The organism is Halotalea alkalilenta DSM 17697 (genome assembly GCF_000621205.1).
GTDB lineage: Bacteria > Pseudomonadota > Gammaproteobacteria > Pseudomonadales > Halomonadaceae > Halotalea > Halotalea alkalilenta.
In genome coordinates, this window is sequence record NZ_KK211231.1 from 192,366 (window position 1) to 216,546 (window position 24,181).

A 24,181-nucleotide genomic window follows, 5' to 3' on the forward strand; every position below is an offset into this window, starting at 1 on the left:
TCGCCCTGGCAGTCACCCAAGGAGTCTTCATGAACAAACTGGTGAGCGCTGCGACCTTCGGCGCCCTTCTCGCCCTCGCGGGCTGCTCCGATTCATCGGACCAAGCCGCCCAGCAGAGCCCGCAGCAGGACGACGTCGCGCTCGACAGCGATGCCCAGAAGCTTGGATACAGCATCGGCATGACCATGGCGCACAACCTGCAGGAAACCGTGCCCAACCTCGAGCTCGATGCCTTCAAGCAAGCGATCGACGATGTCTACGCCGGGCGTGATCCGAAGCTTTCCGACCAGGATGCCGAGGCGGCGCTGACCCAGTTCCAGCAGCAGCAAATCAGCCAGCAGCAGCAACAGCAGCAGCAGGCCGCTGAGGAGAACCAGCGGGCCGGCGAAGCCTTCCTCGCCGACAACGCCGAGCAGGAGGGGGTGCAGACCACCGCTTCAGGCCTCCAGTACAAGGTGATCGAGTCGGGCGATGGCCCGCAGCCCAACGCCGAGGACACCGTACAGGTCAACTACGAAGGCACGCTGCTCGACGGCACCGTGTTCGACAGCTCCTTCGAGCGCGGAGAGCCTGTGACCTTCAAGGTCAACGAAGTGATCCAGGGCTGGCAGGAAGCGCTGCAGCTGATGCACGAAGGCGACGAGTGGATGGTCTACGTACCGGCCAACCTGGCCTATGGCCCTGCGGGCGTCGGTCCTATCGGTCCCAACGAGACGCTTTCCTTCAAGGTCCAGCTGCTCAAGGTCAACCCTGACACGCCGTAAACGTCGGTAACCACGAAATCACCGCGGGCGGTACTCGATCACCGGTTCCCGCGGTGTTTTCCCCTGCCATGGCGTTTCGCCATGGGCACCAACGGGCACTCCCCAAGCAGGCCCAGCCTGTGGATAACTTGGTGGACAGTCTGTGCTTCAAGCCCTTCCCGCCCCTTCCATGACTCGCTGGAGAAAGCAAGCACTTCTCTATTCGACCTTCGCAAAAACCTTTCGATCACCAGATAACCAATTGATTTAAAAATAATAAAACAGAATTTCCCAGCGATGGCGAGACGACATAATTAGACAGCTAAGTTATCAACAAGCAGATATGACACTGGGATGTCAATTGTGGACATCCATTCAAGCCCATGAACTTTCCGCCCTCGATCGACGGCGATCACCACCCGATACCCGCTCCACGCGGTCAGTGCATTGCGCTTTCCCGGACGGGACAGGGCGTGTCGAAATCATGCCAGCTGCCGACTTTTCGCTGCGGCGTCGTCACCACCAGCTCGATGCGCCAGCGCACGCGGTCGTGGTGACACATCTGCGCCGGAAAGGAGAGGCGAAAGCGGCGTTGACCGATCCGCTCCACTTCGGCGCCCTCGATCCGCGTGCCGTGGCTGCGACTCTCGAGCATCAGGTCGAAACGCTCGGCATCGATCCCTCGACTGTCGACCAGCAGCTCGATCTCACCCTCGCTCCAACCGGCCACGCGCATGCCGATCCAGTCGTTCAATCCCACCCGGGCCTCGCAGTGGCGCTCTAACGGTGAGCAGTTGAGCGACAGCGGATACCAGGTGGTTTGCCGCGCACCAGGCCCCCCCAGGTAGTAATTGCCGAGGTAGCCGAGGGCGACCACGATGGTCATCAGGGTGACGATGATCAACCCGTTGAGCAGCGGCGGGCGATAGTTCTCTTCATGACGAGTCTTGGCATCGGGCATGCATTCACCGCACTCCCGGCCCAATGGGGCGACGGGCGATATCGTGGATGGAAAGGGCATGGCTGCTGCGGCCATCGACCGCAGCTGGCCGCATCGATCAGGCGCCTGCCTTGCGCCGATGGATCAAATCCCACACGCCGTGCCCCAGGCGCTCGCCGCGCGCTTCGAACTTGGTCAGCGGACGGCTCTCGGGGCGCGGCACGAAGGGGCCATCGACCGAGGTGTTCTCGAATCCGGGCGCATCGTGCATCACTTGCGCCATGTGCTCGGCGTAGGCCTCCCAGTCGGTGGCCATGTGGAAGCATCCGCCCGGCTTGAGCACGCGCCTCACCCGAGCGACGAACTCGGGCTGGACGATCCGCCGCTTGTGGTGCTTCTTCTTCGGCCACGGGTCGGGAAAGAACAGCTGGAGCAGGTCGATCGACGCCGCGGGCAGCGACTCGTCGAGCACCTTCAGCGCGTCTTCGCGAAACACTCGAACGTTGTCGATCCCTGCCTTGTCGAGCTCGTCGAGCAGCTTGCCCACCCCGGGCGGGTGGACCTCGATACCGATGAAGTCGACTTCCGGCTGGCGGCGGGCCTGTTCGAGCAGCGAGGCGCCCATGCCGAAGCCGATCTCGACCACCCGCGGCGCATGGCGGCCGAACACCTGGTCGAGATCGAGACGCCCCTGGGCGAGGGTGAGGCCCAGGCGGGGATAGACCTCCTCGAGGCCTCGGGTCTGCGCGATGGTCATTCTTCCAGCGCGCAGCACGTAGCTCTTGATGCCTCGCCGCGGGAGGGCTTCGGAAACGGGGGTTGGATATTCGGTTTCACTGCTCATGGGGTCGGGAAGTCTCGAAAGAATCACTCTTGGTAGCGCAGGTTCGGCATCGCGGTCAGCCCTGGATGCGCCCCTCGACGGGCGAGGAGGGTTCCGCGGCATAGGTCTTGCGCGGCATCCGCCCGGCGAGGAAGGCCTCACGCCCGGCCTCGACCGCCTTGCGCATCGCGTTGGCCATCATCACCGGATGGCGCGCATGGGCGATCGCCGAGTTCATCAGCACCCCCTGGCAGCCCAGCTCCATCGCCAACGACGCATCCGACGGCGTGCCGATCCCGGCGTCGACCAGCACCGGTACCCGGGCGGCCTCGACGATCAGCGACAGATTGTAGGGATTGAGCAGCCCATGGCCGGAGCCGATCAGCGAGCCGAGCGGCATCACCGCGCAGACGCCCATCGATTCGAGCTCGGCGGCGACGATCGGGTCGTCGCTGGTGTAGACCATCACGCCGAAACCGTCGTCGATCAGCTCGCGCGCGGCCTTCAAGGTCTCGACCACGTTGGGATAGAGGGTACGCTCGTCGCCGAGCACCTCGAGCTTGACCAGCGAGTGCCCGTCGAGCAGCTCGCGCGCCAGCTGGCAGGTGCGCACCGCGTCGCGGGCGTTGTAGCAGCCGGCGGTATTGGGCAGCAGGGTGTAGCGCTCGGGGCTGATCACGTCGAGCAGGTTGGGCGCGTCGGGATCCTGGCCGATGTTGGCGCGCCGCACCGCGAAGGTGACGATCTCCGCTTGGCTTGCGGCGATCGCTCGCGCGGTCTCGTCGAAGTCGCGGTACTTTCCGGTGCCGACCAGCAGCCGCGAGCGGTACGCTCGGCCGGCGATGGTCAGCGGCAGATCTTCCACACCCGGCCGCTGCGCGGCAGAGTGGCGGTCGTCGATGCTCATGTCCTTCTCCTCGAGAAACGCCGCGGCCCCGAGCGCACTGGGCTCGGGCCGGGCATGACGGGACGCGGGGGCTCAGCCCCCGCCGATGGCGTGTACGATCTCGATGCGGTCGTGTTCCTCGAGCACGGTATCAGCGTGCTTCGAGCGTGGGACGATGCGTTCGTTGCGCTCGACCGCGACGCGCCGGCCGCCCAAGTTCAGCGTGGCGACCAGTTCGGCCACGGTGGTGGCCTCGACCGTGCGAGGCTCGCCGTTCAGATAGAGCTGCATGGTTTGTTTCCTGCGACGCTTGGGACCATCGGCCCCGGACTGGGAATGGCGCTATCATACCGCCTCGCGACACGTGATTCGATCTTCTCCCTGCCGACCCGCGAGGTAAACGTGACTGCAGATTTCCGCCGCCCCCTGTGGATCGCCTGCGCGCTGAGCGGAGCGCTGGCGGTCATCCTCGGCGCCTTCGGCGCCCACGCCCTGAGCGCCCGGCTGCCAGCACCGCTGCTCGCCGCCTACCACACCGGCGTGACCTATCAAATGTGGCACACCGTGGCGCTGATGGCACTGCTCGCCGGCTGGCGTGGGGCGCGCGCACCGCGCCTGGTGCTGTGGTGCTGGTGCGCCGGCGTGGTGCTGTTCTCGGGCTCGCTCTATCTGCTCGCGCTGAGCGGCATCCGCGCGCTGGGCATGATCACCCCGGTCGGCGGTACCCTGCTGATCCTCGGCTGGCTGGCGCTCGCATATGCCTGGCTGCGCGAGGAGCGACGCTGAGATGCGAACCACCGCAACCCATGGCGCCTGCCTCTGCGCACTGATGGCGACGGTGCTGGTCGGCTGCGCCGGCCGAGCATTCGACGAACAGAGCCGCCAACGCGATGCAGTGCAGCGGATGGGGGCGGACGTCGCCGAACGGCTGATCGAGGCCACCCAATGGGACGACCAGACGGTGAACCAGTTGATCCTCGTCGCCAGGCCGCGCATCGCACCCGACGCCCAGCTGCCCGAGGCGGCGCGGGTCGATGCCGCGCGACTGAGCAGCGCGCTGTCGCGCGGGCTGCTCGCACTGCCAGACGCCCCGCAGGTCATCGGCTGGGCGCCCCAGGAGCAGCAGCCGCTGGCGCCTCAGCTTTGGATCCTCGACAGCAGCTTCTCCACCGGGCCCACCCTCGGGCTCTCCGATCGCGAACTCTACCCCTATCACCTCGAACTGAAACTGCACCGCACGGGGCGGCCGGCGATCACCTTCGAGACCGACGGCGCCTTCGACAGCCTGGCGCTAGGCACCCTGGACGAGCAGCGCTGAGTCGCTCAGCTCGACGTATCCAGCGCGGGACGTTGGGGGTAGCATGGTGAGCCCTTGGCGCCCCACCCTGGGCGCCCCCACCCTTGTCACCAGGAGGTCCAGGCCCCATGCGTGCGATCGCCGCACACCTCGACCGGGAAGGTCCGAGCAACCCGTTTCCCGGGCTGGCCGCGCTGGAGCGGCGTCTCGGCCGCAAGCTGCCCCACCAGCTCGGCTCCAACGAGGGGCTCGACATGCCCCATGTCGCGCTGACCAACGCCCTGGGCGCAGAAGTGGCGAGGCTTGCCCGGCGCTATGGCGATGCCCAGGCATTCGAGCTGCGCCGACGGCTGTCCGAGCGCCTCGAGGTACCGATCGAAGCGCTGCTGGTCGATGCCGGCGCCGACAGCCTGATCGCCCTGGCACTGCGAACCCTCTGCGAACCAGGCAGCGTCGCGGTCGCCGCCGCCGGCACCTACCCGACCTTCAGCTATTTCGCCCAGAGCACCGGCTGCCGGCTGATCGAGCCGCCCTACCGGGAGGCCAAGGGCGTGCTCGCGCCTGACCTCGATGCGCTGATCGAAGCCGCGCACCAGCGCCACGCGCGCCTGGTTTACCTGGCCAATCCGGACAACCCGAGCGGCCACTTGTTCGATGACGCCGAGATCGAGCGCCTGCGCGACCAGCTGCCTGGCGACTGCAGCCTGCTGCTCGACGAGGCCTATCACGACTTTCGCCCCGATGCCGCCGGCAGCGCGCCGCTCGAGGGCGTGATCCGGCTGCGCACCTTCTCCAAGGCCCACGGCCTCGCCGGGCTGCGGATCGGCTTCGCCATCGCCGAGCCGGCGCTGGTCGAGGCGATGCTCAAGGCGCGCATCCACTATGCGGTCGCCTCGCTGTCGCTGGCCGCCGCGGAGCTGGTGCTCGACCACGACGACGAGGTCCGCGAGCACATCGAGGCGGTCACCGAGCGCCGGGAGCGGCTCACCGCGATGCTGCGCGAGGCCGGACTGGAAGTACTGCCGAGCGCGACCAACTTCATCGCCGTGCGCCTCGCCGATGCCCGAAGCGCCGAGGCGGTGCAGCGCGCGTTGCTCGAACGCGACGTGGTGGTCCACCGTCCCCCGCACCCCGCGCTCGGACACGTACTGCGGATCTCGACGGTCGAGGATGCGTTGGCCCCGGGCCGGCTGGCGCCGCTGCTCGAGGCGGCATCCAGAGGCTGAAGCGCGAGCCTCAGCCCTCCGCGCGCGGATGGTGGATGATGTTGTGAAAGCTCGCGCGGCGGTCGCTGAGATTGCGATAGCCGTGCGGCCGGTCGGCGCAAAAGCGCAGCGACTGCCCCGCCTCCAGCGCGTGCCAATGCTCCTCGACCAGGACTTCGAGACGCCCCTCGACCACCGCGACGTATTCGCTCACGCCTCGCCGATGGGGCTGGGAGACACGTTCGCAGCCCGGGGCCAGTTCGACCAGCAGCAGTTCGATGCCGGTAGCCGCGTCGTAGGGCTCGAGCAACGTGGCGTTCATCAGCGTTTCATCATCGACCATGCGGTCGCGCCTTTCGACCAGGCTGCCTTCGTCCCAGAAGGTCGAGAACGGCACCTCCATGCCGCTGGCGATCCGCCACAGGGTCGCCACCGTCGGGCTCGACTCACCGCGCTCGATCTGCCCGAGCATCGCCTTGCTGACCCCAGTGCTGGCCGCACAGGTGTCGAGGCTCCAGCCCCGCTCCCGGCGCAGCCGCCGCAGTACGGCACCAATCACTCGGTTCATCTCCTGCATTCGCGCTGCTCCTCGTCTGGCCGCAGGCTATTCGACCATTTTGTGCGCCATAGCGCACGAAACTGTTGTGCGTTATCACGCACAGCACTAGGATAGCCCCGGCGTGCGTCATAACGCACGAACCGCCTCCCGGAGTTTCACGATGTCCACCGCCGATTCCACCGCTGCGCGCCCGCGCTTGGCGGATCTTTCGCTCAGCGCCATGATCGCAGGCCTGGTCGCCGTGCTGGTCGGCTATACCAGCTCGGCGGCGATCATCCTCCAGGCCGCCGCCGCCCTGGGCGCGACACCCGCCCAGGCGCAGTCATGGCTGATCGCCCTCGGCCTCGGCACCGGCGCGCTGTGCCTTGCGCTCTCGCTGCGCTACCGCGCACCGCTGCTGTTCGCCTGGTCGACGCCAGGAGCCGCGCTGATCGCGACCCTACCCGCCGGCTCCACCCTTGCGGCGGCGAGCGGGGCGTTCATGTTCTCGGCGCTGCTGATCCTCATCTGCGGCGTCACCGGGCTGTTCGCTCGGGTGGTCGAGCGGATTCCCCGCGCGCTGGCCGCGGCGATGCTCGCGGGCGTGCTGGTGCGCTTCGGTCTCGAGCTCTTCACCTCGCTCTCGCTGGCGCCGACGCTGGTGACGGCGATGCTGCTCGCCTACCTGCTGGCCAAGCGACTGGCGCCGCGCTATGCGGTGCTCGCCGCGCTGGTCATCGGCATCGCGGTCGCAAGCCTCGAGGGCTCCTTGCACTTCGAGCGCATGCAGGCATCGTTCGCCTGGCCCTCCCCGGTCTGGCCACGCTTCGAATTCGCCGCCCTGCTCGGCATCGGCGTGCCGCTGTTCGTGGTCACCATGGTCTCGCAGAACCTGCCGGGCACCGCGGTACTGCGCCAGCACGGCTATACCACCCCGGTCTCGCCATTGATCTCGGCAAGCGGGGCGATGACGCTGCTGCTCGCTCCGTTCGGCGTCTTCGCGCTCAACCTGGCGGCGATCACCGCGGCGATCTGCGCCGGCCCCGAGGCCCACGAAGACCCTCGCCGGCGCTACATGGCCGCGGTCTGCGCAGGCCTGGTCTACCTGCTCGCCGGGCTCTGCGGCGCGATGATCGTCGGCCTCTTCGCCGCCTTCCCCCAGGCGCTGGTGATGGCGATCGCCGGCATCGCCCTGCTCGGCACCCTCGGCTCCAGCCTCGCCGATGCCCTCGGCGCGCCGGCGCACCGCGAGGCGGCGCTGGTGGTGTTCCTGGTCACCGCCTCGAACCTCGAGCTATTCGGGATCGGCAGCGCCTTCTGGGGGCTGGTGATCGGCGCGCTGTGGCTGGCGCTGACACGCCGCCGCCGTGGGATAACCTCATAACGATTCGATCGGCCCCTGCGCTGGCGTCGCCCGCATGCCTTGGGTACGCTTGCCGGATTACGGCCCCTCCTCTTCCGGGCCATCGTTTCGGAGTCATCGATGATCGATCTCGAACACCTCGCCCAGGCCCAGCAGGCGCTGGTCGAGGCGGGTCGGATCCTGCATGCGGCGGGCAAGGTGCCTGCCACCGGCGGCAACTTTTCGATCCGCCTGGACGAGCGCCACATGGCGGTGACCGTCTCGGGTCGCCACAAGGGCTTTCTCACTCCCGCCGACCTGATGGTCACGGACTTCGACGCCGTCGCGGTGGGCAGCCGGCTCAAGCCTTCGGCCGAGGCGCTGCTGCACGGCCAGCTCTATCGCGACCGAGCGGACGCCGGTGCGATCCTGCATACCCACTCCCGCGCGGCGACGTTGCTCTCGCTTGCGACCGAGGATGACGAGGTGGTGCTGGAAGGCTACGAGCTGCTCAAGGCGCTCGAGGGCGTCGAGACCCATGAGGCGCGCGTGCGGATCCCGGTGTTCGCCAATACCCAGCAAATTCCGATCCTGGTCGACCAGGCACGGGCGCGGCTGGGGCGGGAGCCTTACGCCGGTACGCCGGCCTACTTGATTCGCGGCCATGGCGTCTATGTCTGGGCCAGCGACATGGCCAGCTGCCTGCGCCAGGTCGAGGCGCTGGACTTCCTCTTCGACTGCGAGCTCGAGCGCAGGCGCTGGTCGTCCCGCTGAGCCGTCGCGGTCCTGGCGGATGATTTCGTGGATCTCCCTTGACCGACGTCGTCGTGCCGACATCTCTTCACCCAGGAGCCTGACATGAGCTTTCTACACGTCTATCACGAGAAGAATGCCGAGCAGCCGCTGCTCTCCACCGAGGACGGCGCGCGTATCGCCGAGGAGCTCGCCGCCCACGGCGTGCGTTTCGAGCGCTGGCCGCTCAAGGCGCTGCCCGCCGATGCGGAGGCGGCCGAGATCCTCAGCGCTTACGACCAGGAGGTCTCGCGTCTCAAGCGAGAGGGCGGCTTCGTGGTCGCCGACATCATCCACATGACCCCGCAGCATCCCGACAAGGACGCGCTGCGCGAGAAGTTCCTCGACGAGCACCGCCATAGCGAAGACGAAGTGCGCTTCTTCGTCCGCGGCGAAGGGATCTTCTACCTCCACCTCGACAACCGGGTCTACGCGGTGGGCTGCAGCCAGGGCGACCTGATGTCGGTGCCGACCGGCGTGGCCCACTGGTTCGACATGGGCCCGAGCCCGGACTTCACCTGCATCAGGCTGTTCATCGAGAAAGATGGCTGGGTGGCGAAGATGACCGGCGACGACATCGCCGCGGGCTTCCCCCGTTTCGAGCAGCTCAGCGCATGAGTGCGGACCGGCCCCTGGCGCTCGCGCCGCATGCGATCGTCACCGATATCGAAGGCACCACCGGCTCGATCCACTTCGTCCATCGGGTGCTGTTCCCCTATGCCCGGCGCCACCTCGCCGAATGGCTCGAGCTCAACGCCGCCCAGCCTGCGGTGGCCGAGCAGCTCGAACTCGCCCGGCTGGAGGCGGGCGAGCCCGACGCCTCGGTGGCGCGGCTTGGCGAGCTGCTCGGCGGCTGGATCGACCAGGACCGCAAGTCAACCCCGCTCAAGGCGCTGCAGGGGATGATCTGGGAGCGCGGCTATCTCGAAGGCGACTTCAAGGGCCACGTCTATATGGATGCGGCCGAGCGCCTGCGCACCTGGCATGGGCGGGGAATCGCGCTGTACGTCTATTCCTCCGGCTCGATCCACGCCCAAAAGCTGCTGTTCGGCCACAGCGAGGCGGGCGATCTGACCGGTTTGTTCTCGGGCTACTTCGATACCACCACCGGCCCCAAGCGCGAGGCCGAAAGCTATCGGGCGATCCAACGCGAGATCGGCGCGCCCGGCGGCGAGATCCTGTTTCTCTCCGACGTCGTCGAAGAGCTCGATGCCGCACGCGAAGCCGGCTTGCGCACCGTTCAACTGGTGCGCAAGCCCGGCATGCGCGTGGGCGATCACCCATGCGTCGAGCGCTTCGACCAGATCAGCTTCGACTGAACCGCAGACTTCTCCTCTCCAAGGCGAGCATCAGCTCCGGCTCGCCCGATCGCTCCTCGCCTCCCCCGCCCCTGGGCCTCGGCACTTCCCGCCTGCCGCGACGCCGACGTGTACGAATAACCGTCTCTTAACCGAGATGGCTAATTGCTTACGCTAATCGTTGTCATTAACGTAGCCCTTGCCGTGGTGATGCGCATGCTCGCCTATCGGAGCTGCCTCATCCCGCCGGACAACGACTAAAACGGATAGCGCCTGAGGCAGGGAACCACTGATGAATTTCGTACCATTCACCCGGATCGAGAGCCTGCAGTGCAAGCCCTCGACACCGCTACGATACGTATTCGCGGCCACGGTCTTCGGCACGCTTTCGACCGCCGCCCCCGCCCTCTGGGCACAGCAACCCAGCGGCGATACGCCAGCGTCCACCGCCGCGGACGGTGGCGATACGGCACAAGAGCGTCTGGACCCGGTGGTGGTGGTCAGCACCGCGCTGAAGATCAATGCGCCGCTGGTCGAGACACCGCGATCGGCCTCGGTCGTAGACCGCCAGGAGCTCGACACCCGCAACGTGCAGTCGCTGGACGAGTCGCTGCGCTACCGCTCGGGCGTGCTTTCAGCGCCCTACGGCAACGACAACGACGCCGACTGGCTGTTCGTCCGCGGCTTCGAGGCCTCGACCTATCTCGACGACACCCGGCTCTACAAGGACGGCTACTACGCCTGGACGCTGGAGCCGTTCGGGCTCGACCGCGTGGAGGTGCTCAAGGGACCGGCCTCGATGCTCTACGGCGAGGGCTACCCTGGCGGGGTGGTCAATGCGATCAGCAAGCGGCCCACCGCCGAGCGCCAAGGACTGCTCGAGCTGCAGGCGGGCAACCGCGACCATCGCCAGATCGGCATCGATAGCTCCGGCCCGCTGACCCGCGCCGGCGACGTGCGCTACCGGCTGGTCGGACTCTACAAGGAGCGCGACGGCGAGCTGAACGGCACTGACAGCGAACGCTACTACTTCGCGCCCAGTCTCGAGATCGACGTCTCCGAGGACACCACCCTGACGCTGCTCGGCAGCGTCAAGCACGACGATGCGGTGCCGACCAACGGCTTCTTCATGCCGTACGGCACCCTCGTCGATACCCCCTACGGCAAGGTCGACCGGCGCACCAACCTCGGCGAGCCGGGTTACGACCGCAACCGGCACACCCAGACTTCGCTGGGCTACCAGCTCGAGCATCGCTTCAACGACACCTGGTCATACACCCAGAACCTGCGCTGGAGCCGCCTGGATCTCGACCTGCGCTCGACCTACGCCAACTACATCGACCCGACCAACGATCGCAACGTAGTGCGCGGCCTGACCTACCGCGACGGCACGACCGACAGCTACGCGCTCGACAACCGCTTCGTCGGCCACTGGCGCAGCGGCCGCTTCGACAACACCCTGCTGCTTGGCCTCGACCTGCAGCGCCACGAGTACAGCGGCAATGAGTTCGACTCCTTCAACTCGGCCGCCGGCAGCTTCGGCGAGCCGCTGGACATGTTCTCGCCGGTCTACGGCCGCTACCAGCCGATCGATCCGAACGAGATCGACTACCGCGAGATCGACAAGACCCAGGGCGGTGCCTATGCCCAGCACCGGCTGAAGATCGACGACAAGTGGATCTTCCTCGGCAGCGTGCGCTATGACCGGGTCAAGACCGAGAACGACAACCGCACCAGCGGCGAGACCCTCGAACGCACCGACAACAACACCTCCTGGTCCGGCGGGATCATGTATCTGGCAGACAACGGCCTGGCGCCCTACGTGAGCTACGCCGAATCGTTCGAGGTGCTGACCACCTACGACCCCGCCACCGGCGGGCTCTATCGCCCGCTCGAAGGCAAGCAGTGGGAAGCGGGTCTCAAGTACACACCGCCTGGATTCGACGGCTACCTCTCGGCGGCGGTGTTCGACCTGACCCAGCGGAACTCGCTGGTCACCAATCCGAACACCTTCGTCCAGACCCAGGCCGGCGAAGTGCAGTCCACCGGCCTCGAGCTCGAGGGCCAGGCACAGCTCACCGATGGGCTGACGCTCACCGCCAGCTACACCTATACCGACGCGACCACCGACGAGACCGGCGGACAAGGCACCCAGCGCGCAGGCATCATCCCACGCCACATCGCCTCCACCTGGCTCGACTACGACTTCAACCAGGGCCCGCTCACCGGCCTCTCGCTCGGCGCAGGCGTACGCTACGTCGGCACCAGCACCGACGACCCGCGCTACGACACGCCCAAAGTGCCCGCCTATACGCTCGTCGACGCCATGGCCAGCTACGACTTCGACGAGCACTGGCGCGCCCAGCTCAACGTCAACAACCTCACCGACGAAGACTACATCAGCGCCTGCAACTACTGGTGCTACTACGGTGAATCACGCAGCGTGATCGGCAGCGTCGCATATCGCTGGTGACCCCCGCAGAAACGACGACGCCCGGCTTCGGCCGGGCGTCGTCGTTGGGTTTTTCAAAGAGGAGGGTCCATCGCTCGGCATCTCGGCCCCGGCCGAACATTCTTCAGCACCAAGCCTGGAAGTGCCTATGAAACCCAGGGTGATTCGAGCCATTCCCTGCACCAGGGCAGAATATTTGACGCCGCTGAGCACATCGAATTGGATGGAGCAGTTCCTGCCACAGCTCATACCGTGCAGAGATGTAGCCTTTCCTGAAGTCGATAAAGCTACCTAGTTTCAGTTCATAGCTCACCGGCCCCAACTTGCAGGCGCACTCCCCCTCGAGAATGACCTCGGGTCCGACAACCCTTGGGTTGCTGGTACAATGGCTGCAAGCGCCGGGATAGACCCAGCTTCGCCGGGTACTCGAGAGATATCGGAAACAGTAGGCCAATGGCGACTAAAGTCCGAACACCGACATGTTGGATCGTTGCCGGCCCAAACGGAGCAGGCAAAACTACCTTCGCGATGACATACCTCCCCCAAGTGGCGCAGTGCACGCGATTTATCAATGCAGACCTCATCGCTGCTGGACTATCTCCCCTTGCGCCGGAGAGAGTATTGGTGGCGGCCAGTCGAATTTTCCTTCGGGAGATCGAAGAAGCTGTCGAGGAAGGCGAGGACTTCGCCTTCGAAACAACCCTCTCGGGGCGGGGTTACCTGAGCCTGGTCCAGCGGCTGCTTTCCCTGGGCTGGAGGGTGGAACTAGTCTACCTTGCCCTTCCCTCTGCGGAGATGTCGCGTCTACGTGTGGCAGAACGCGTTTCCCATGGGGGGCATGACATTCCATTGAAGGACATTCAGCGGCGCTTTCCGCGCAGCCTGCACAACCTGCTGAAGCTCTATGCGCCCAGCGTCACCCGCGCCCGTTGCTTCATGAATGGCGGTGGCGCTCCAGAACTGATCTTCGAGCAGCAAGGGCAGCAACGCCAAGTGCTCGCTCAACAGCACTTCGATGCGCTCGTCCAGGAGGCACGACCATGAAAAAGCTTGCGCCGGATACTCAGGAAATGCTCGATAGCCTTCGGGCCGCGGTGGCGGACACTCTGGAACGCAAGCGGCGCCTTGGCCAGTATGCGGTCATCTGGCAAGACGGTAAGCCTGTACTGATAGGCGACGACGCTCCCAAGAGAGATGTGCACAACCAAGCCCCCCTGAGCCGCAAAGCGGATCGATGAACCATCGATCTTCGAAATCAACCCGCACCACCTCAGTCTGGGGGCAAACACCTAGGATTGATCCAGTCCATCCAGTACCTGACCAACCTTCGAAAAGGGTCAGTATCGTCTCCCCATCTCGGCCCCGGCCGAAGATTATTCAGTCAAGGCCTGGAAGTGCCTAAGAAACCCAGGACGATGCACTCGCCCAGCGTGTCGAACACCCTCATCCCGCTTTCAACTCGCCCTTTCGAGCGCGGCTGCCAAGGTGTAGACGCAGGATTCTCCATACCAAGGCCCCACCAGCATCGCGCCGACCGGCAGGCCATTCAGCTGGCCGCACGGTACGCTGATCGCTGGATGCCCCGTGACGTCGAACTGCGAGGTGGAGACGTTGACCCCAAGCGCGCGAGTCATGAACTCAGCCAATGACGTATCCGCATCGGGCAACAGCGGCGCGACATAGGGCAGCGTCGGCATGAACAGGGCATCGACCCCGGCCAGCTTGGCGTCGTAGGCCGCGCGCATTCGCAACGACAGGTTCTGCGCCTTGGCGTAGCTGCGCCCGCCGTTCTGCGCCAGGGCCCAGCGCCCGGTCAGCAGCGACAGTTGCAGGGTCACCGGCAGCTCCTCCGCCCGTGCTCTCCAGTCGGACATCGCATCCATCAGCTCGGGCGAGTATCTCCCGCGCCAGTTGAAGCCCATGCCGAGCCCCTCGATCATCTGGCGGGTCAGGCCCTCCAGCCCGATGGGCGCCCAGACCTTGTCGGCAATGTGGTGTTCGGGAATGGATACATCCACTAGTTCCACCCCGGCGGCGGTAAGACGGCCTGCCGCGTCGCGCACGATGGCGGCGACCTCGGGATCCATATGTTCGACGGTGAAACCTTCGCAGAGGATACCGACCTTCATGCCCCTGGGGTCACGGGTCAGCGCGCGGGTATAGTCCTGCCCCGGCGCACCATTCTGGCGGGCGTCCAGTCCGTCCGGCCCGGCCAGTACCTCGAGCATCAGGGCGTTGTCGGCGACGGTGCGGGTCATCGGCCCGGCATGATCCAGCGTCGCCTCGATCGGAATGATGCCAGTATAGGGGACGAGGCCGTGGGTCGGTTTCATCCCGACGATGCCGCAGTGGCTGGAGGGGATACGGATCGACCCGCCCTGGTCGCCGCCGACCGCCATGTCCACCTCTCCCGATGCGACGAGCGCCGCGCAGCCCGAGCTCGAGCCCCCGGCCGACCGACGCCGGTCATGCGGGTTCAGGACCGGCCCCGTGGCGGAGGTATAGCTCGCTCCCGACATGCAGAAGTTCTCGCACACGGCCTTGCCCCGGATCGAGGCGCCCGCGGCCAGCAGACGGGTCACCACGGTCGCATCCTCCGACGGCACGAACCCGTCGAGGATCGCGCTGCCGTTGGCCATCGGCACGCCGGCCATCATGATGTTGTCCTTCAGCACGACGGTGCGGCCCACCAGCTTGCCTTCGGTCGCAGCGGACGTCTCACAGGTCGCATACCAGGCATTCAAGGGATGCGCGGGCTTGACCGCGATGACCTTGCGCGAATGAACGGGCGATGCGACGGGAAGATCGAGACTTTCCACCAGGTCATAGGCCCGAAACGAGCCTTCCATGATCGTCAGGAACTCGCAGGCGCGGTCATGCGACAGCGCAAGGCCTACGTCTTTGGCCAGCGCGATCAACTCATCGGGCTCGGGACGGGGTATCGGCATCGCGGTCTCCATCGGCTCATGCCGATGAATATGCTTTCCTTGGCAAATATTTCAATCTCAATTATTTCCCGCTGTATTCGCTCATGATCCGCATGTCATAGCCATCGATCGCCGCGATCATCACTGACTGGCGAGACCCAACGGGGCGCAGTTCGCTACCGTTTCGAGCGGAACGACGGGGCACGACTCGGCCTAGCATGCTGCGGATCGAACCCGGGTCCAGCGAGCCCGTCGCCTGCGCCAGCGCAACCAGGCTGTAGATCCCTTCGTAGACCGACTCACCATAGGCATTTGCGGGCGGGGGGTGGTCGCCGAACTTCATGTGATACCGCTCCAGATAGCTGCCGTTGTTGGCCGAACGCTGGCTGGAAAAATATCCCGATGCGGAATAGAGGTTTTCGGTATCGTCCGGGCTCAGGCCGTAAAGGATCGTCTCATCCAGACCGGGGGCGCAGCGCACCATGCGTTCGGCCATGCCGGCCCGCGCGAAGGCGCGGTTGAAGGCCACGGCATCGAGGCCAAGGAACATCGGAATGACGACATCGGCCCTGCTGTCGCCGATGGATTGAAGCAGCAGGTCGTAGTCCTGATCGCCGAGACGCTGGAACGCCTCGCCCACCACCTCCCCCCCGATACTGGCGATGACGCGCCGCGCCACGGCGAAGCTTTCACGCGGCCAGCGGTAGTTCGCGCCGCACAGGAAGAACCTGCGCGCCCTGCGTTTGCGCGCCAGCCAGCTCACCGCCACGTCGAGCAATTCATGCGTCGTCTCACCCGTGGTGATGACATCGCGCCGCCACTCGCCGCCTTCGAACTGCGGGGTGTAAATGAAAGGAAGCTTGCCGCCTATGGCCTGCGCGACCTCGGCGCGAGCGTAGCTGGGGAACATGCCGATCATCGCATCGGCTCCATCCACCTCGACCGAGGCGATCGCATTGCTCATCGCCATCCCGGCGGAGGTTCCGCAATCGGTGGTGAAGACCTCGAGCTCACGGCCGAACAGCCCGCCCGCACGGTTGATGTCGCAGATCGCAAGTTCCGCACTGGCTATCGCCGAGGGCGCCCAAAGACCGGCGGGACCGCACTTCGCCAGCATCAGGCACAACCGCAGAGGAGAAGAGGTTCGCTTACTCATACGCTCGTTTGGCGGCATGCCCTGCCCCTGGTTTATTTATAGTGGTTGTCAGCGTGGCGCGACAGTGGGCTTTGCACGGGACGCCGCCGTCAGGCGGCATCGTCACTTCAACAAACTTTGTAAAAGCCTGGTCAGCTCGGCCCTGTCTACAGCGGGCAACACATTTCCAAGCTCCTCCTCGAACGCCATCGCAGGCGTTTCGGCGGCCTTGTAGACGCTGCGCCCGACATCCGAGATGAAGACCAGCACCTTGCGTCGATCGTTCGGGTCCGGTGCGCGAAACACGAAACCAGAAGCCACGAGCCGATCGATCATCTTCGTCATCGTCGGCGGATCGACCATCGCCCAGGTGGCTAGATCGCTCATCGTGCGGCCGTTCTCCTCCACCAGCGCGGTGAGGATGCGATAGTGCTCGAGAGAAAGCCCTTCTGCCTTGAGGCGCTGCGAGAGCGCCCCTTCGATCCGGCGGTTCACCCGCGCCACGAGATGCGAGAGCGTAATTCTGTAATCGACCATCTGGCCCCCGGCTAATTTCCCTTTCTATAGTTGCTCTTTCACCTAACTTGGGCAACCCACGGTTCGAGAAACGCCGGGCCACAGCCAGCGCATTCAAAAAACTCACTTTTTAAACATAAGCTTGCGACAAATGCCACATCACGGAATATTTTTGTTGCCATTTCAAGTGTTATCGTTTCAATATTGATATACAAGAAAGACAACCCTTGGACGGAGGCCACCATGCCCCACGCCCTGGAAGCGATGTCCATCACCAAATCCTACATGACCTCGGACGGTCCAATGACCGTCCTACGAAACATGTCGTTCCATGCGGCCAAGGACGAATTCGTGGCCTTCGTCGGGCCTTCGGGCTGCGGAAAATCCACGCTGTTCAACATCATCACCGGGCTGCTCGGTCCGGATGCCGGATCGATCGTCGTGGACGGGCGCGAGACCACCGGAATGGTTTCGGCAAAGATCGGCTATGTCCTGCAAAAGGACCTGTTGTTCCCGTGGCGAACCGTCGTGGACAACATCATCCTCGGGCTGGAAGTGAAGGGCGCATCGAAACGCGAGGCGCGCGCTAAGGCCTCGCGCCTGCTGCACGACTACAAGATGTCAGGGTATGAAAACAAACTGCCGGGCGAGCTTTCAGGCGGGATGCGCCAGCGCGTCGCGCTGATGCGTACGATGATCACCGACCCGCAGATCATCATGATCGATGAAAGCTACAAGGCGCTGGATTACCCGCTCAAGATCGAACTGGAAGGCGAGCTTCTCGACCATGTCAAAGGGTCCGGCAAGACCGTGATTTTCATCACCCACGACATCGAAGAGGCCGTCACCCTCGCCGACCGCGTCTACGTGATGAAGGCCCACCCGGGAGAGATCGTCGAGGAAATCCGCATCGATCTGGGCACCGAGAGCCATTCCATCCCCGAACGCCGGATGTCGCCACGCTTCAACGAATACTACGACCGCATCTGGCAGCGCATCGGAGCGCCGCGGACCGTCAACGCCTGACCGCGAGACAGATACATGACCATGCGACATTCCTCTCGGGCCAAGATCGGCCCGCCGAAGACGCTACCGCTGACCGAAAACCCGCTTGCCAGGCGCTATCTGCTGGTCGCGCTGCAAATCGGCATCACTGTCGCACTCCTTGCCGCGTGGGAGATCGGGGCGCGGACCGGTTTGGTGAACCGTTTTTTGTTCGCCAGCCCGTCGATGGTCTGGGACGTGCTGGTCAAACGCTCCGTCTCGGGCGAGCTATTCGAGGATATCTGGACGACCAGCGCCGAGACCCTGACCGGCTACGCCGTGGGCGCGATCGGTGGATCGGCCATCGGGCTAGGCCTTTGGTACTCACGGTTCCTGTCGGACCTGTCCGCGCCCTTCATCGCGGCGATCGGGTCGATCCCCGTCCTGGCAATCGCACCGATGACGATCATCTGGTTCGGCACGGGGATGATGGCCAAGGTGATGATCGTGGCGTTCTCCTGCGTCGTCGTCTCGCTGACCACATCCTACAAGGGCGCGATGCGAACGGATGGAGACCTGATCAACCTGATGCGCTCGTTCGGGGCCTCCCGATCCGCGATCTTCTTCAAGCTGGTGGTGCCCGCGTCGATGCCCTGGGTCATCTCGGGGCTGAAGCTGAACGTCGGCTTCGCCCTGGTGGGTGCGATCGTGGGCGAATACATCTCCTCGCAGGCCGGGGTCGGGCACATGATCCTGCTGGGATCTTCCAACTTCTCGATGAACATCGTCCTCGCCGGGGTCGCCGTAGTGATGGTGATGATGCTCGTTTTCAACTTTCTGGTAGGTCTGATCGAAAAATCCATCCTCTCCTGGGAACGAAAATAACCATGCTGCGTAAAAGAACCCTCCTCGCCTCTGCCTTTGGCCTTGCACTGGTACCGCTTGCCGCCGCCGCCCAGGACGAGACTGAAGTCACCATCAATCAGGCTTTCCAGTCGCTGCTCTATCTGCCGCTTTACGTCGCACAAGAGCAAGGGTTCTTCGCCGCGCAAGGGTTGAAGGTCAGCATCCAGACCGGCGGCGGCGGCGCACAAAGCTGGGCGGCGGTGATCGGTGGCTCGGCGCAATTCTCGATCCAGGATCCGGTTTTCGTACCGAAATCGCGAGAAATGGGCGGCGATGGCGTGGTGGTCGCGGGTGTGCAGAATGCGCCGACCGTGTTCATCTTCGGCAAGGACGACACCCCGTTGCAGAACAATCTGGCGCATCTTTCAGGCAAACGAATCATCACCAGCCCTGAGCCGGACACGACGTGGGCCTTCATGTCCTACCTGATCGAGCAAGAGGGCTTGACCGACGTCTCCATCGTGAACGTCTCCATCGGAAATGAAATTCCGGCCATCATGGCCGACCGCGCAGACTACGCGCTTGCAGTGGATCCGCAGGTCGCACAGGCTGAAATCGACAACGGGCTGCATGCGACGTATTCCTTCTCGGGGGAGCAATCGTGGTATCCCTATGCCTTCTCCAGCCTGACGACGACGCAGGCCTATATCGACGAGAACCCCGAGGCAGCGCAGGGCATCGTCACCGCGTTCGAGCAGGCCTCACGCTTCATCTACGCCGACTTCGACCGCACGGTCGAGATCGCGATGCAGTATTTCCCACAGCTCTCCGAAGAGGTCGTCCGCGCTTCGGTCCAGCGGGAAATCGACGCCAAGGGCTATCCCGAGACCGTCGCAGTCAGCGAAAAGGCGTGGGAGAACAACATGAAAATCTCGGTCTATGCCGGCACGCTGGAGGAATACCCTTCGGAGGCGACATCCTACGCCGCCAACGTGAACACCGAGCTGGCAACCAAAGCCGCGGCATCGCTGGATGCAGCGAACTGAAGCGCCCGGCGGGCCGGAGGCGGCCCACCCCATCCCCGCGACCCACAAGGACGGCCCGATGACCCTCGCCCCAGAGACGCGGCTCGCCCTGCTTGGCCTGCCGCCCGAGCAGATCACCCCCGAACTCCGCGCCATCGTCGCGGACTGGGCCGCGCGCTGTGATGCGCTCGCCGCCCATGCGAAGGCCGCGCTGGACCCGTTCACTCTCCCCATTCCGGCTACGCTCGCGCCGCTCAGCCAGCAACCGCCTGCCTTCAGCCTCGGCACCGACACGCAAGGCGGGATCTGAGATGCGCGACCCTATGGCAAGCGGCATGGACCTGATCGCAGCGGGGATCGCCGTGCGACGGGGGGAATTCACCTTCGTCGATCTGACGCGTCGCTGCCTGCAGCGGGCCGAGGAGACGCGCGAACTGAATGCCTTCGAGACGTTGCTGCCCGAGCAGGCCCTCGCCGCGGCCGAGGCGCAGGACAAGCTGCTGGCGGCGGGCTACCATCTTGGCCCGCTGCAAGGCATTCCGATCGCGCTGAAATCGAACATCGCGCTACAGGGCGCACCGCTGACCGCAGGCAGCCGCGTGCTGGCGAACGCCATCGCCACCAAGGATGCCGAGGTCACCTACCGGCTGAAACGCGCCGGAGCGGTCATCCTCGGGCTGACGAACATGCACGAGTTCGCATGGGGTGGCACCACGGCCAATCCGCATTATGGCCAGACCCGCAACGCCTGCGATCCCGCACGCATTCCCGCCGGATCGTCGGGTGGATCGGGAGCGGCCGTGGCAGCGGGCTCGGTCTTTGCCGCGCTCGGCACGGACACCGGCGGATCGGTGCGTCTGCCGGCCTCGATGAACGGCATAACCGGGCTGCGTCCCGGCATCGGGCGGCTGCCGATGGACGGCATCTTCCCGCTGGCATGGTCGTTGGATACCGTCGGCCCGATGGCTCGCAGCGGTCGCGACGCCGCCGCGCTGTTCGCCGCGATGCTGGATGCACCGCAGGTACCCTCGCGTCGTGGGATGAGCGGGCTGCGCATCGGCCTGCCACGTCGCTACGTATTCGCCCGGCTGGAGGACACAGTACGTCGATCCTTCGACGACTGGCTGGAGCGCGCCCGCATCGCAGGTGCGACCATCGTAGATATCGACATCCCCGCACTGGACTACGCCGTCGATGCGCTGGTCATCGCAGACGCGGCAGAACCTTCCGCCGTCCACGACCGTTGGCTCGACGACCACCCCGAACTCTACGGCCAGGACGTGCTGAACCAACTGCTGGCCGGGCGCACGATCACCGCCACGGAGTACCTGCACGCCCAGCGTTTCCGCAGTCGCTTCCGCGAGGATCTTCTCTCGCTGGCCGCGGATGTGGACGTGATCGCCACGCCCACCATCCCCTTCGTCGCCCCTCATATCGGCCAGACCGAGGTGATCCTGTCAGGCCATGCGGAATCGATACTGGCTGCGAACATGCGCTTCACCGCGATCGCCAGCTGCTCGGGCCTGCCCGCCATCAGCTTCCCCAGCGGGGCAGCGTTCGACAGCCTGCCCGTCGGCATCCAGCTGATCGGCTGGGAGGGGAGCGAAGCCGACCTGATGGCGCTGGCCTGAAGATATGTCCCAGCGCCCCGCTCCCATCGTTGCACTTCCCTGCTTTCGACCCTTTGCCATTACTCGCATCAACTCAACAGATTCAATTCAAAGACATGACTGATGCGCTTTCCGTCCCATTCATAGCCCAGATGCCGGCCCTGCCGTGTGGCGCTCAGAACAGGAGGACGAAGTACCGCCGCACATTCGCCGGCAGGATCGCGCACGCTAGGATAGACGATGCCATCGGCCTGGCTGTCCCACGTCTTGCGACCGAACGCTTGGCTTGCCGACCAATCATCCGGGGCCAGTAGGGCGCCTGCAGCGGTGCTGTTTCTCAAGTCGACGAACAAGCCGTCGAGGTCCGACAAATAAACCCGCTGCTGCAGCATCATCGGGGGCTCGTAAGACTCCCGCATGAAGCGCTCGGCGTGATAACGGGTCTCGGCGATGGCTGTAACTTCCGACAAGGCGCAGTAATAGGCACCGAACGTGCCGTCGGTGAAACGTGAACCGGTCGGCGGGAAGTGGCAGAAAGCGGCCATCACCGGCGTCCAGCCCGGGCCGTAACGCCGATCTTCATCACGGATCAGGTGAATGGCACCAGCTTCCTCCCGCAGGCGGGATGAGGTCGCGCCCTCCAGTTCGTTGAGCAGCGCCCAGTCATCGGGAGAGCCGTTGACCCCCTCGAAGAGATCGATGGGTGGAAAGCGCGAGGGGATGATCCGATAGCAGGGATGCCAGGCGAAACAAGACACGGGAAAACTCATGCAACGCCCCCACCGCGGGCCGCATCCAGATGCCGGCGTACCACATATAGATCGGATACTTGCCCGTTGAGCATCCGCTCGATAGGAGCGTGCCCCGCGAACAGCGGATTCTGATTGGCCCGTTTCAACCAGCTGTCCGCCGCCTGAGCGTTGGGTAACAGGATATGGAGTGCCTTGTAGATGCCCAGGATCAATGACATCCGCTCCAGGTGGTTCACGTCCAGCGGTGCACGATCCGGCTGCTGTTTCCAGCGGCGATAGGTGGAATCCGGCACGCCCAAGAGCGTGGCGGCTTCATGCTCCTTGAGACCCCATGCCCTGGAGATGTTGGGGTAGGTACGCATGGCCGCAGCCGCCATATCCTGGCGCTCATGGGGTGTCTGGTGTTGTAGGGACATGGCTGATCCTCCTTTATGAGGATCATGGTGGGTCATATGGCGGAATATATCAAATCACCATCCACATGAGCGACCAGCGGATCACTAAGCCTATGAGGCTCGAGTACGCGACCTAACGCCCTTCCCAAACCACCGTGGCCCTTCCCGGATGTCGACGCGGGAGGCATCGATCACCAGGTCCTGACCGGCAGCTCGAGCGAGCGTCGCCTCGGATGTCGAGATGGTTCAAGTACCTCGACGCTTTCGCGGCGTATGCCGCTAGCGGTGCGCAAGAGCACGACCACGACCGGAGCCAGGAGACACTGGACGCCATCGCCTTGCGGCTGAACATGCCTCCGCGCAAGCGCTTCGACTTCAAATGCCCGATCGAGGTAAAGGGGGAGGTAATGTAAGACGCCATGGCCATTCGCCATGATGCTACCGATTCAATTTAATAGCTGTGTTGCACTCAACTCTTGCAATCGACCATTCACGGATCAAACTATATGTGAAAATGGCGATCAGATCTTGCTAATACCCTGTCTTATTGATTAAAGTAAAATTTAATGAAAGGTAATCCGACGGCAGCAATTACCAGCATTATAGCGACTAACCAAAGTGAGAGAGGGATCAGACTCTTGAAGGAGAGCCAGCATGCTACCAGCAGTGTCATCAAACAAGATGAGTAGAGCATAAGAAACTTAGGGGAAGTTAGCCCACTGGTGCTGGGGAAGCTAAGCGAAAGCAAAAAACCCGTCATCATTATCGCTGGTAAAAGCAAGGCTGGCATCGGTATATTTATCATCGTCAGGTCCCTGACTGGCTATTGGAACTATTAGAGCTATTTGAATTACTGGACGAGTCGCTGAAAGAGTCACAAATATAGGCGCAGGCAAACGCGCCCGCCACATCGTCCGCGATAAAGCCTACGCCAGCACCGATCGGACCCGTAGCCGCTCCAATAGTCGCGCCAGACTAGGTGTATGGTCCCATGAAGCCGGGGGCGTTGAACAGTCCGGCGTCCTGACGCTGGCGTTCGCTGGCCTGGAATGCCAGCACCGGGTCACCATAGGCCTGGATCGCTGTCCCATCCTGCCATTGCAGCAAGACGTTCTGCCCGGCGAGCACTTCGATCGTAGCATTGGCCACCGTCATCGCCTGCTGGAACTGCTGCGCCAGCGGGTTATTCGGGTCGCTCGCCACTTGGGCCTCGAGCCGGGCAAAGGTGTCGGCGTTATCGGCATCGAGCCGATTGCCAGCCGCCAGGGTCAGCATCGTCTCCCAGTCGAGCGGCCCTGCCGAGCCGTGTGCTTCCTGGAGCCTGGCTGCTTCCTCCTTGATGAGACGCCGCTCCTCGGGATGCAGCTGGCGGTTGTACATACGCGTCGAGGGTCTGGCTCACCGTGCGCTGGTCGATTTAGCCAATCTCGATCGAGATTCCTTCGGCCGCGCGGATCGCGAGTTCGCCCTGGTGGATCAGTTGGCTCTGGCGCAGGGTCTCGTCGGTCGTGCCACGGCCCTTGGCAGACTGCCAGGCGAAGCTGCTGCTGCTCTTGTGCCGGCTCTGCTGCTCGAGATCGCGGGCGGCCTCGAATGCTATCTCGCCGCCGCTGATCAGGCTCAGCTCGCCTTGGGACGCAAGCCTCGCGCCCTGGTAGCGCTGGTCGCCTTCGCT

At 64.4% G+C, this 24,181-nt stretch carries 29 protein-coding genes; 16 read left to right on the plus strand and 13 right to left on the minus strand.

The features are described 5' to 3' along the window. The first annotated feature begins 29 nt into the window (after positions 1 to 29). Entirely contained in the window at positions 30 to 764 is a 735-nt protein-coding gene (bamJ, locus tag Q376_RS0117515) for a BamJ family beta-barrel-assembly machinery protein (RefSeq protein ID WP_027351406.1), read from the plus strand. A 418-nt stretch (positions 765 to 1,182) separates the two neighbouring features. On the opposite strand, the gene Q376_RS0117520 is transcribed toward bamJ, so the two are convergent. The 4 genes from Q376_RS0117520 to thiS all read right to left on the minus strand — a co-directional run bounded on the left by Q376_RS0117520 (position 1,183) and on the right by thiS (position 3,683). After that, positions 1,183 to 1,704, minus strand: coding sequence for a hypothetical protein (locus tag Q376_RS0117520; protein ID WP_027351407.1), 522 nt, complete (start codon positions 1,702 to 1,704; stop codon positions 1,183 to 1,185). A gap of 97 nt (positions 1,705 to 1,801) precedes the next feature. Then, on the minus strand, positions 1,802 to 2,527 hold the full coding sequence (gene trmB, locus Q376_RS23310) for a tRNA (guanosine(46)-N7)-methyltransferase TrmB (RefSeq protein ID WP_043448479.1): 726 nt from the start codon (positions 2,525 to 2,527) through the stop codon (positions 1,802 to 1,804). A gap of 55 nt (positions 2,528 to 2,582) precedes the next feature. Next, entirely contained in the window at positions 2,583 to 3,413 is an 831-nt protein-coding gene (locus tag Q376_RS0117530) for a thiazole synthase (RefSeq protein WP_052365483.1), read from the minus strand. Between the two features lie 72 nt (positions 3,414 to 3,485). Next, positions 3,486 to 3,683 carry a sulfur carrier protein ThiS gene (gene thiS / locus Q376_RS25235; protein ID WP_027351409.1) on the minus strand — a complete coding sequence of 66 codons (198 nt, stop codon included), beginning with the start codon at positions 3,681 to 3,683 and terminating at the stop codon, positions 3,486 to 3,488. A 111-nt stretch (positions 3,684 to 3,794) separates the two neighbouring features. Between thiS and Q376_RS0117540 the strand changes: the two genes are divergently transcribed. The 3 genes from Q376_RS0117540 (at position 3,795) to Q376_RS0117550 (ending at position 5,915) form a co-directional block, all read left to right on the plus strand. Further along, positions 3,795 to 4,178, plus strand: a complete 384-nt coding sequence (locus tag Q376_RS0117540; RefSeq protein ID WP_043448585.1) for a DUF423 domain-containing protein — start codon at positions 3,795 to 3,797, stop codon at positions 4,176 to 4,178. A 1-nt stretch (position 4,179) separates the two neighbouring features. Next, positions 4,180 to 4,710, plus strand: a complete 531-nt coding sequence (locus Q376_RS24120; RefSeq protein WP_052365484.1) for a hypothetical protein — start codon at positions 4,180 to 4,182, stop codon at positions 4,708 to 4,710. 107 nt (positions 4,711 to 4,817) lie between these two features. Then, a complete protein-coding gene (locus Q376_RS0117550) occupies positions 4,818 to 5,915 on the plus strand; it encodes a pyridoxal phosphate-dependent aminotransferase (protein WP_027351411.1) in 1,098 nt (365 codons plus the stop codon). A gap of 10 nt (positions 5,916 to 5,925) precedes the next feature. Here the strand turns inward: Q376_RS0117550 and Q376_RS0117555 are convergent, their stop codons facing one another. After that, positions 5,926 to 6,471, minus strand: coding sequence for a helix-turn-helix domain-containing protein (locus Q376_RS0117555; RefSeq protein ID WP_027351412.1), 546 nt, complete (start codon positions 6,469 to 6,471; stop codon positions 5,926 to 5,928). A 142-nt stretch (positions 6,472 to 6,613) separates the two neighbouring features. Here Q376_RS0117555 and Q376_RS0117560 point away from each other — a divergent pair, with 142 nt between their 5' ends. The 7 genes from Q376_RS0117560 (at position 6,614) to Q376_RS0117595 (ending at position 13,554) form a co-directional block, all read left to right on the plus strand. Then, positions 6,614 to 7,816, plus strand: a complete 1,203-nt coding sequence (locus Q376_RS0117560; RefSeq protein WP_027351413.1) for a benzoate/H(+) symporter BenE family transporter — start codon at positions 6,614 to 6,616, stop codon at positions 7,814 to 7,816. Positions 7,817 to 7,915: 99 nt separating this feature from the next. Further along, positions 7,916 to 8,548 (plus strand): methylthioribulose 1-phosphate dehydratase, encoded by a 633-nt coding sequence (locus Q376_RS0117565; protein WP_027351414.1) that lies wholly within the window; start codon positions 7,916 to 7,918, stop codon positions 8,546 to 8,548. Between the two features lie 84 nt (positions 8,549 to 8,632). Then, a complete protein-coding gene (locus Q376_RS0117570; protein WP_027351415.1) occupies positions 8,633 to 9,184 on the plus strand; it encodes a 1,2-dihydroxy-3-keto-5-methylthiopentene dioxygenase in 552 nt (183 codons plus the stop codon). After that, the gene (gene mtnC, locus Q376_RS0117575; protein ID WP_043448482.1) at positions 9,181 to 9,885 is read left to right on the plus strand and encodes an acireductone synthase; all 705 of its coding nucleotides are present in this window, start codon (positions 9,181 to 9,183) and stop codon (positions 9,883 to 9,885) included. The genes Q376_RS0117570 and mtnC overlap by 4 nt, the downstream gene beginning before the upstream one ends. Positions 9,886 to 10,156: 271 nt before the next feature. Continuing rightward, complete coding sequence (locus Q376_RS23320; protein WP_081803640.1) at positions 10,157 to 12,337, plus strand: TonB-dependent siderophore receptor; 2,181 nt, start codon at positions 10,157 to 10,159, stop codon at positions 12,335 to 12,337. Between the two features lie 432 nt (positions 12,338 to 12,769). Next, positions 12,770 to 13,360, plus strand: coding sequence for an ATPase (locus Q376_RS0117590; protein ID WP_027351417.1), 591 nt, complete (start codon positions 12,770 to 12,772; stop codon positions 13,358 to 13,360). Then, positions 13,357 to 13,554, plus strand: a complete 198-nt coding sequence (locus Q376_RS0117595; RefSeq protein WP_027351418.1) for a hypothetical protein — start codon at positions 13,357 to 13,359, stop codon at positions 13,552 to 13,554. Before Q376_RS0117590 ends, Q376_RS0117595 begins: the two co-directional genes overlap by 4 nt. A gap of 216 nt (positions 13,555 to 13,770) precedes the next feature. Here the strand turns inward: Q376_RS0117595 and Q376_RS0117600 are convergent, their stop codons facing one another. The 4 genes from Q376_RS0117600 to Q376_RS24990 all read right to left on the minus strand — a co-directional run bounded on the left by Q376_RS0117600 (position 13,771) and on the right by Q376_RS24990 (position 17,166). Then, on the minus strand, positions 13,771 to 15,264 hold the full coding sequence (locus Q376_RS0117600) for an amidase (protein ID WP_027351419.1): 1,494 nt from the start codon (positions 15,262 to 15,264) through the stop codon (positions 13,771 to 13,773). 61 nt (positions 15,265 to 15,325) lie between these two features. After that, complete coding sequence (locus tag Q376_RS0117605) at positions 15,326 to 16,399, minus strand: substrate-binding domain-containing protein (RefSeq protein WP_043448484.1); 1,074 nt, start codon at positions 16,397 to 16,399, stop codon at positions 15,326 to 15,328. A gap of 102 nt (positions 16,400 to 16,501) precedes the next feature. Beyond that, a complete protein-coding gene (locus Q376_RS0117610) occupies positions 16,502 to 16,873 on the minus strand; it encodes a MarR family winged helix-turn-helix transcriptional regulator (RefSeq protein ID WP_162177919.1) in 372 nt (123 codons plus the stop codon). A gap of 80 nt (positions 16,874 to 16,953) precedes the next feature. Next, a complete protein-coding gene (locus tag Q376_RS24990; RefSeq protein ID WP_155834401.1) occupies positions 16,954 to 17,166 on the minus strand; it encodes a hypothetical protein in 213 nt (70 codons plus the stop codon). On the opposite strand from Q376_RS24990, the gene Q376_RS0117615 reads away from it, so the two are divergent. The 5 genes from Q376_RS0117615 to Q376_RS23325 are packed head-to-tail and all read left to right on the plus strand — an operon-like array spanning position 17,138 to position 21,380. Continuing rightward, on the plus strand, positions 17,138 to 17,920 hold the full coding sequence (locus Q376_RS0117615) for an ABC transporter ATP-binding protein (protein ID WP_027351422.1): 783 nt from the start codon (positions 17,138 to 17,140) through the stop codon (positions 17,918 to 17,920). The genes Q376_RS24990 and Q376_RS0117615 overlap by 29 nt on opposite strands. A 15-nt stretch (positions 17,921 to 17,935) precedes the next feature. Then, entirely contained in the window at positions 17,936 to 18,763 is an 828-nt protein-coding gene (locus Q376_RS0117620; protein ID WP_027351423.1) for an ABC transporter permease, read from the plus strand. Between the two features lie 2 nt (positions 18,764 to 18,765). Then, the gene (locus Q376_RS0117625; protein ID WP_027351424.1) at positions 18,766 to 19,770 is read left to right on the plus strand and encodes an ABC transporter substrate-binding protein; all 1,005 of its coding nucleotides are present in this window, start codon (positions 18,766 to 18,768) and stop codon (positions 19,768 to 19,770) included. A gap of 58 nt (positions 19,771 to 19,828) precedes the next feature. Next, positions 19,829 to 20,059: a hypothetical protein gene (locus Q376_RS0117630; protein ID WP_027351425.1), complete on the plus strand. Its 231-nt coding sequence runs from the start codon at positions 19,829 to 19,831 to the stop codon at positions 20,057 to 20,059. Between the two features lies 1 nt (position 20,060). Further along, positions 20,061 to 21,380 (plus strand): amidase, encoded by a 1,320-nt coding sequence (locus Q376_RS23325; RefSeq protein ID WP_043448596.1) that lies wholly within the window; start codon positions 20,061 to 20,063, stop codon positions 21,378 to 21,380. Between the two features lie 68 nt (positions 21,381 to 21,448). Here the strand turns inward: Q376_RS23325 and Q376_RS0117640 are convergent, their stop codons facing one another. The 4 genes from Q376_RS0117640 to Q376_RS25075 all read right to left on the minus strand — a co-directional run. Beyond that, a complete protein-coding gene (locus tag Q376_RS0117640; protein ID WP_027351426.1) occupies positions 21,449 to 22,129 on the minus strand; it encodes an RES family NAD+ phosphorylase in 681 nt (226 codons plus the stop codon). Continuing rightward, a complete protein-coding gene (locus Q376_RS0117645) occupies positions 22,126 to 22,527 on the minus strand; it encodes an MbcA/ParS/Xre antitoxin family protein (protein ID WP_027351427.1) in 402 nt (133 codons plus the stop codon). The genes Q376_RS0117640 and Q376_RS0117645 overlap by 4 nt, the downstream gene beginning before the upstream one ends. Positions 22,528 to 23,481: 954 nt before the next feature. Then, positions 23,482 to 23,886, minus strand: a complete 405-nt coding sequence (locus Q376_RS0117655) for a hypothetical protein (protein ID WP_027351429.1) — start codon at positions 23,884 to 23,886, stop codon at positions 23,482 to 23,484. Positions 23,887 to 23,923: 37 nt separating this feature from the next. Then, a partial coding sequence (locus Q376_RS25075) for a hypothetical protein (protein WP_027351430.1) occupies positions 23,924 to 24,181 on the minus strand: 258 nt, incomplete at its 5' end.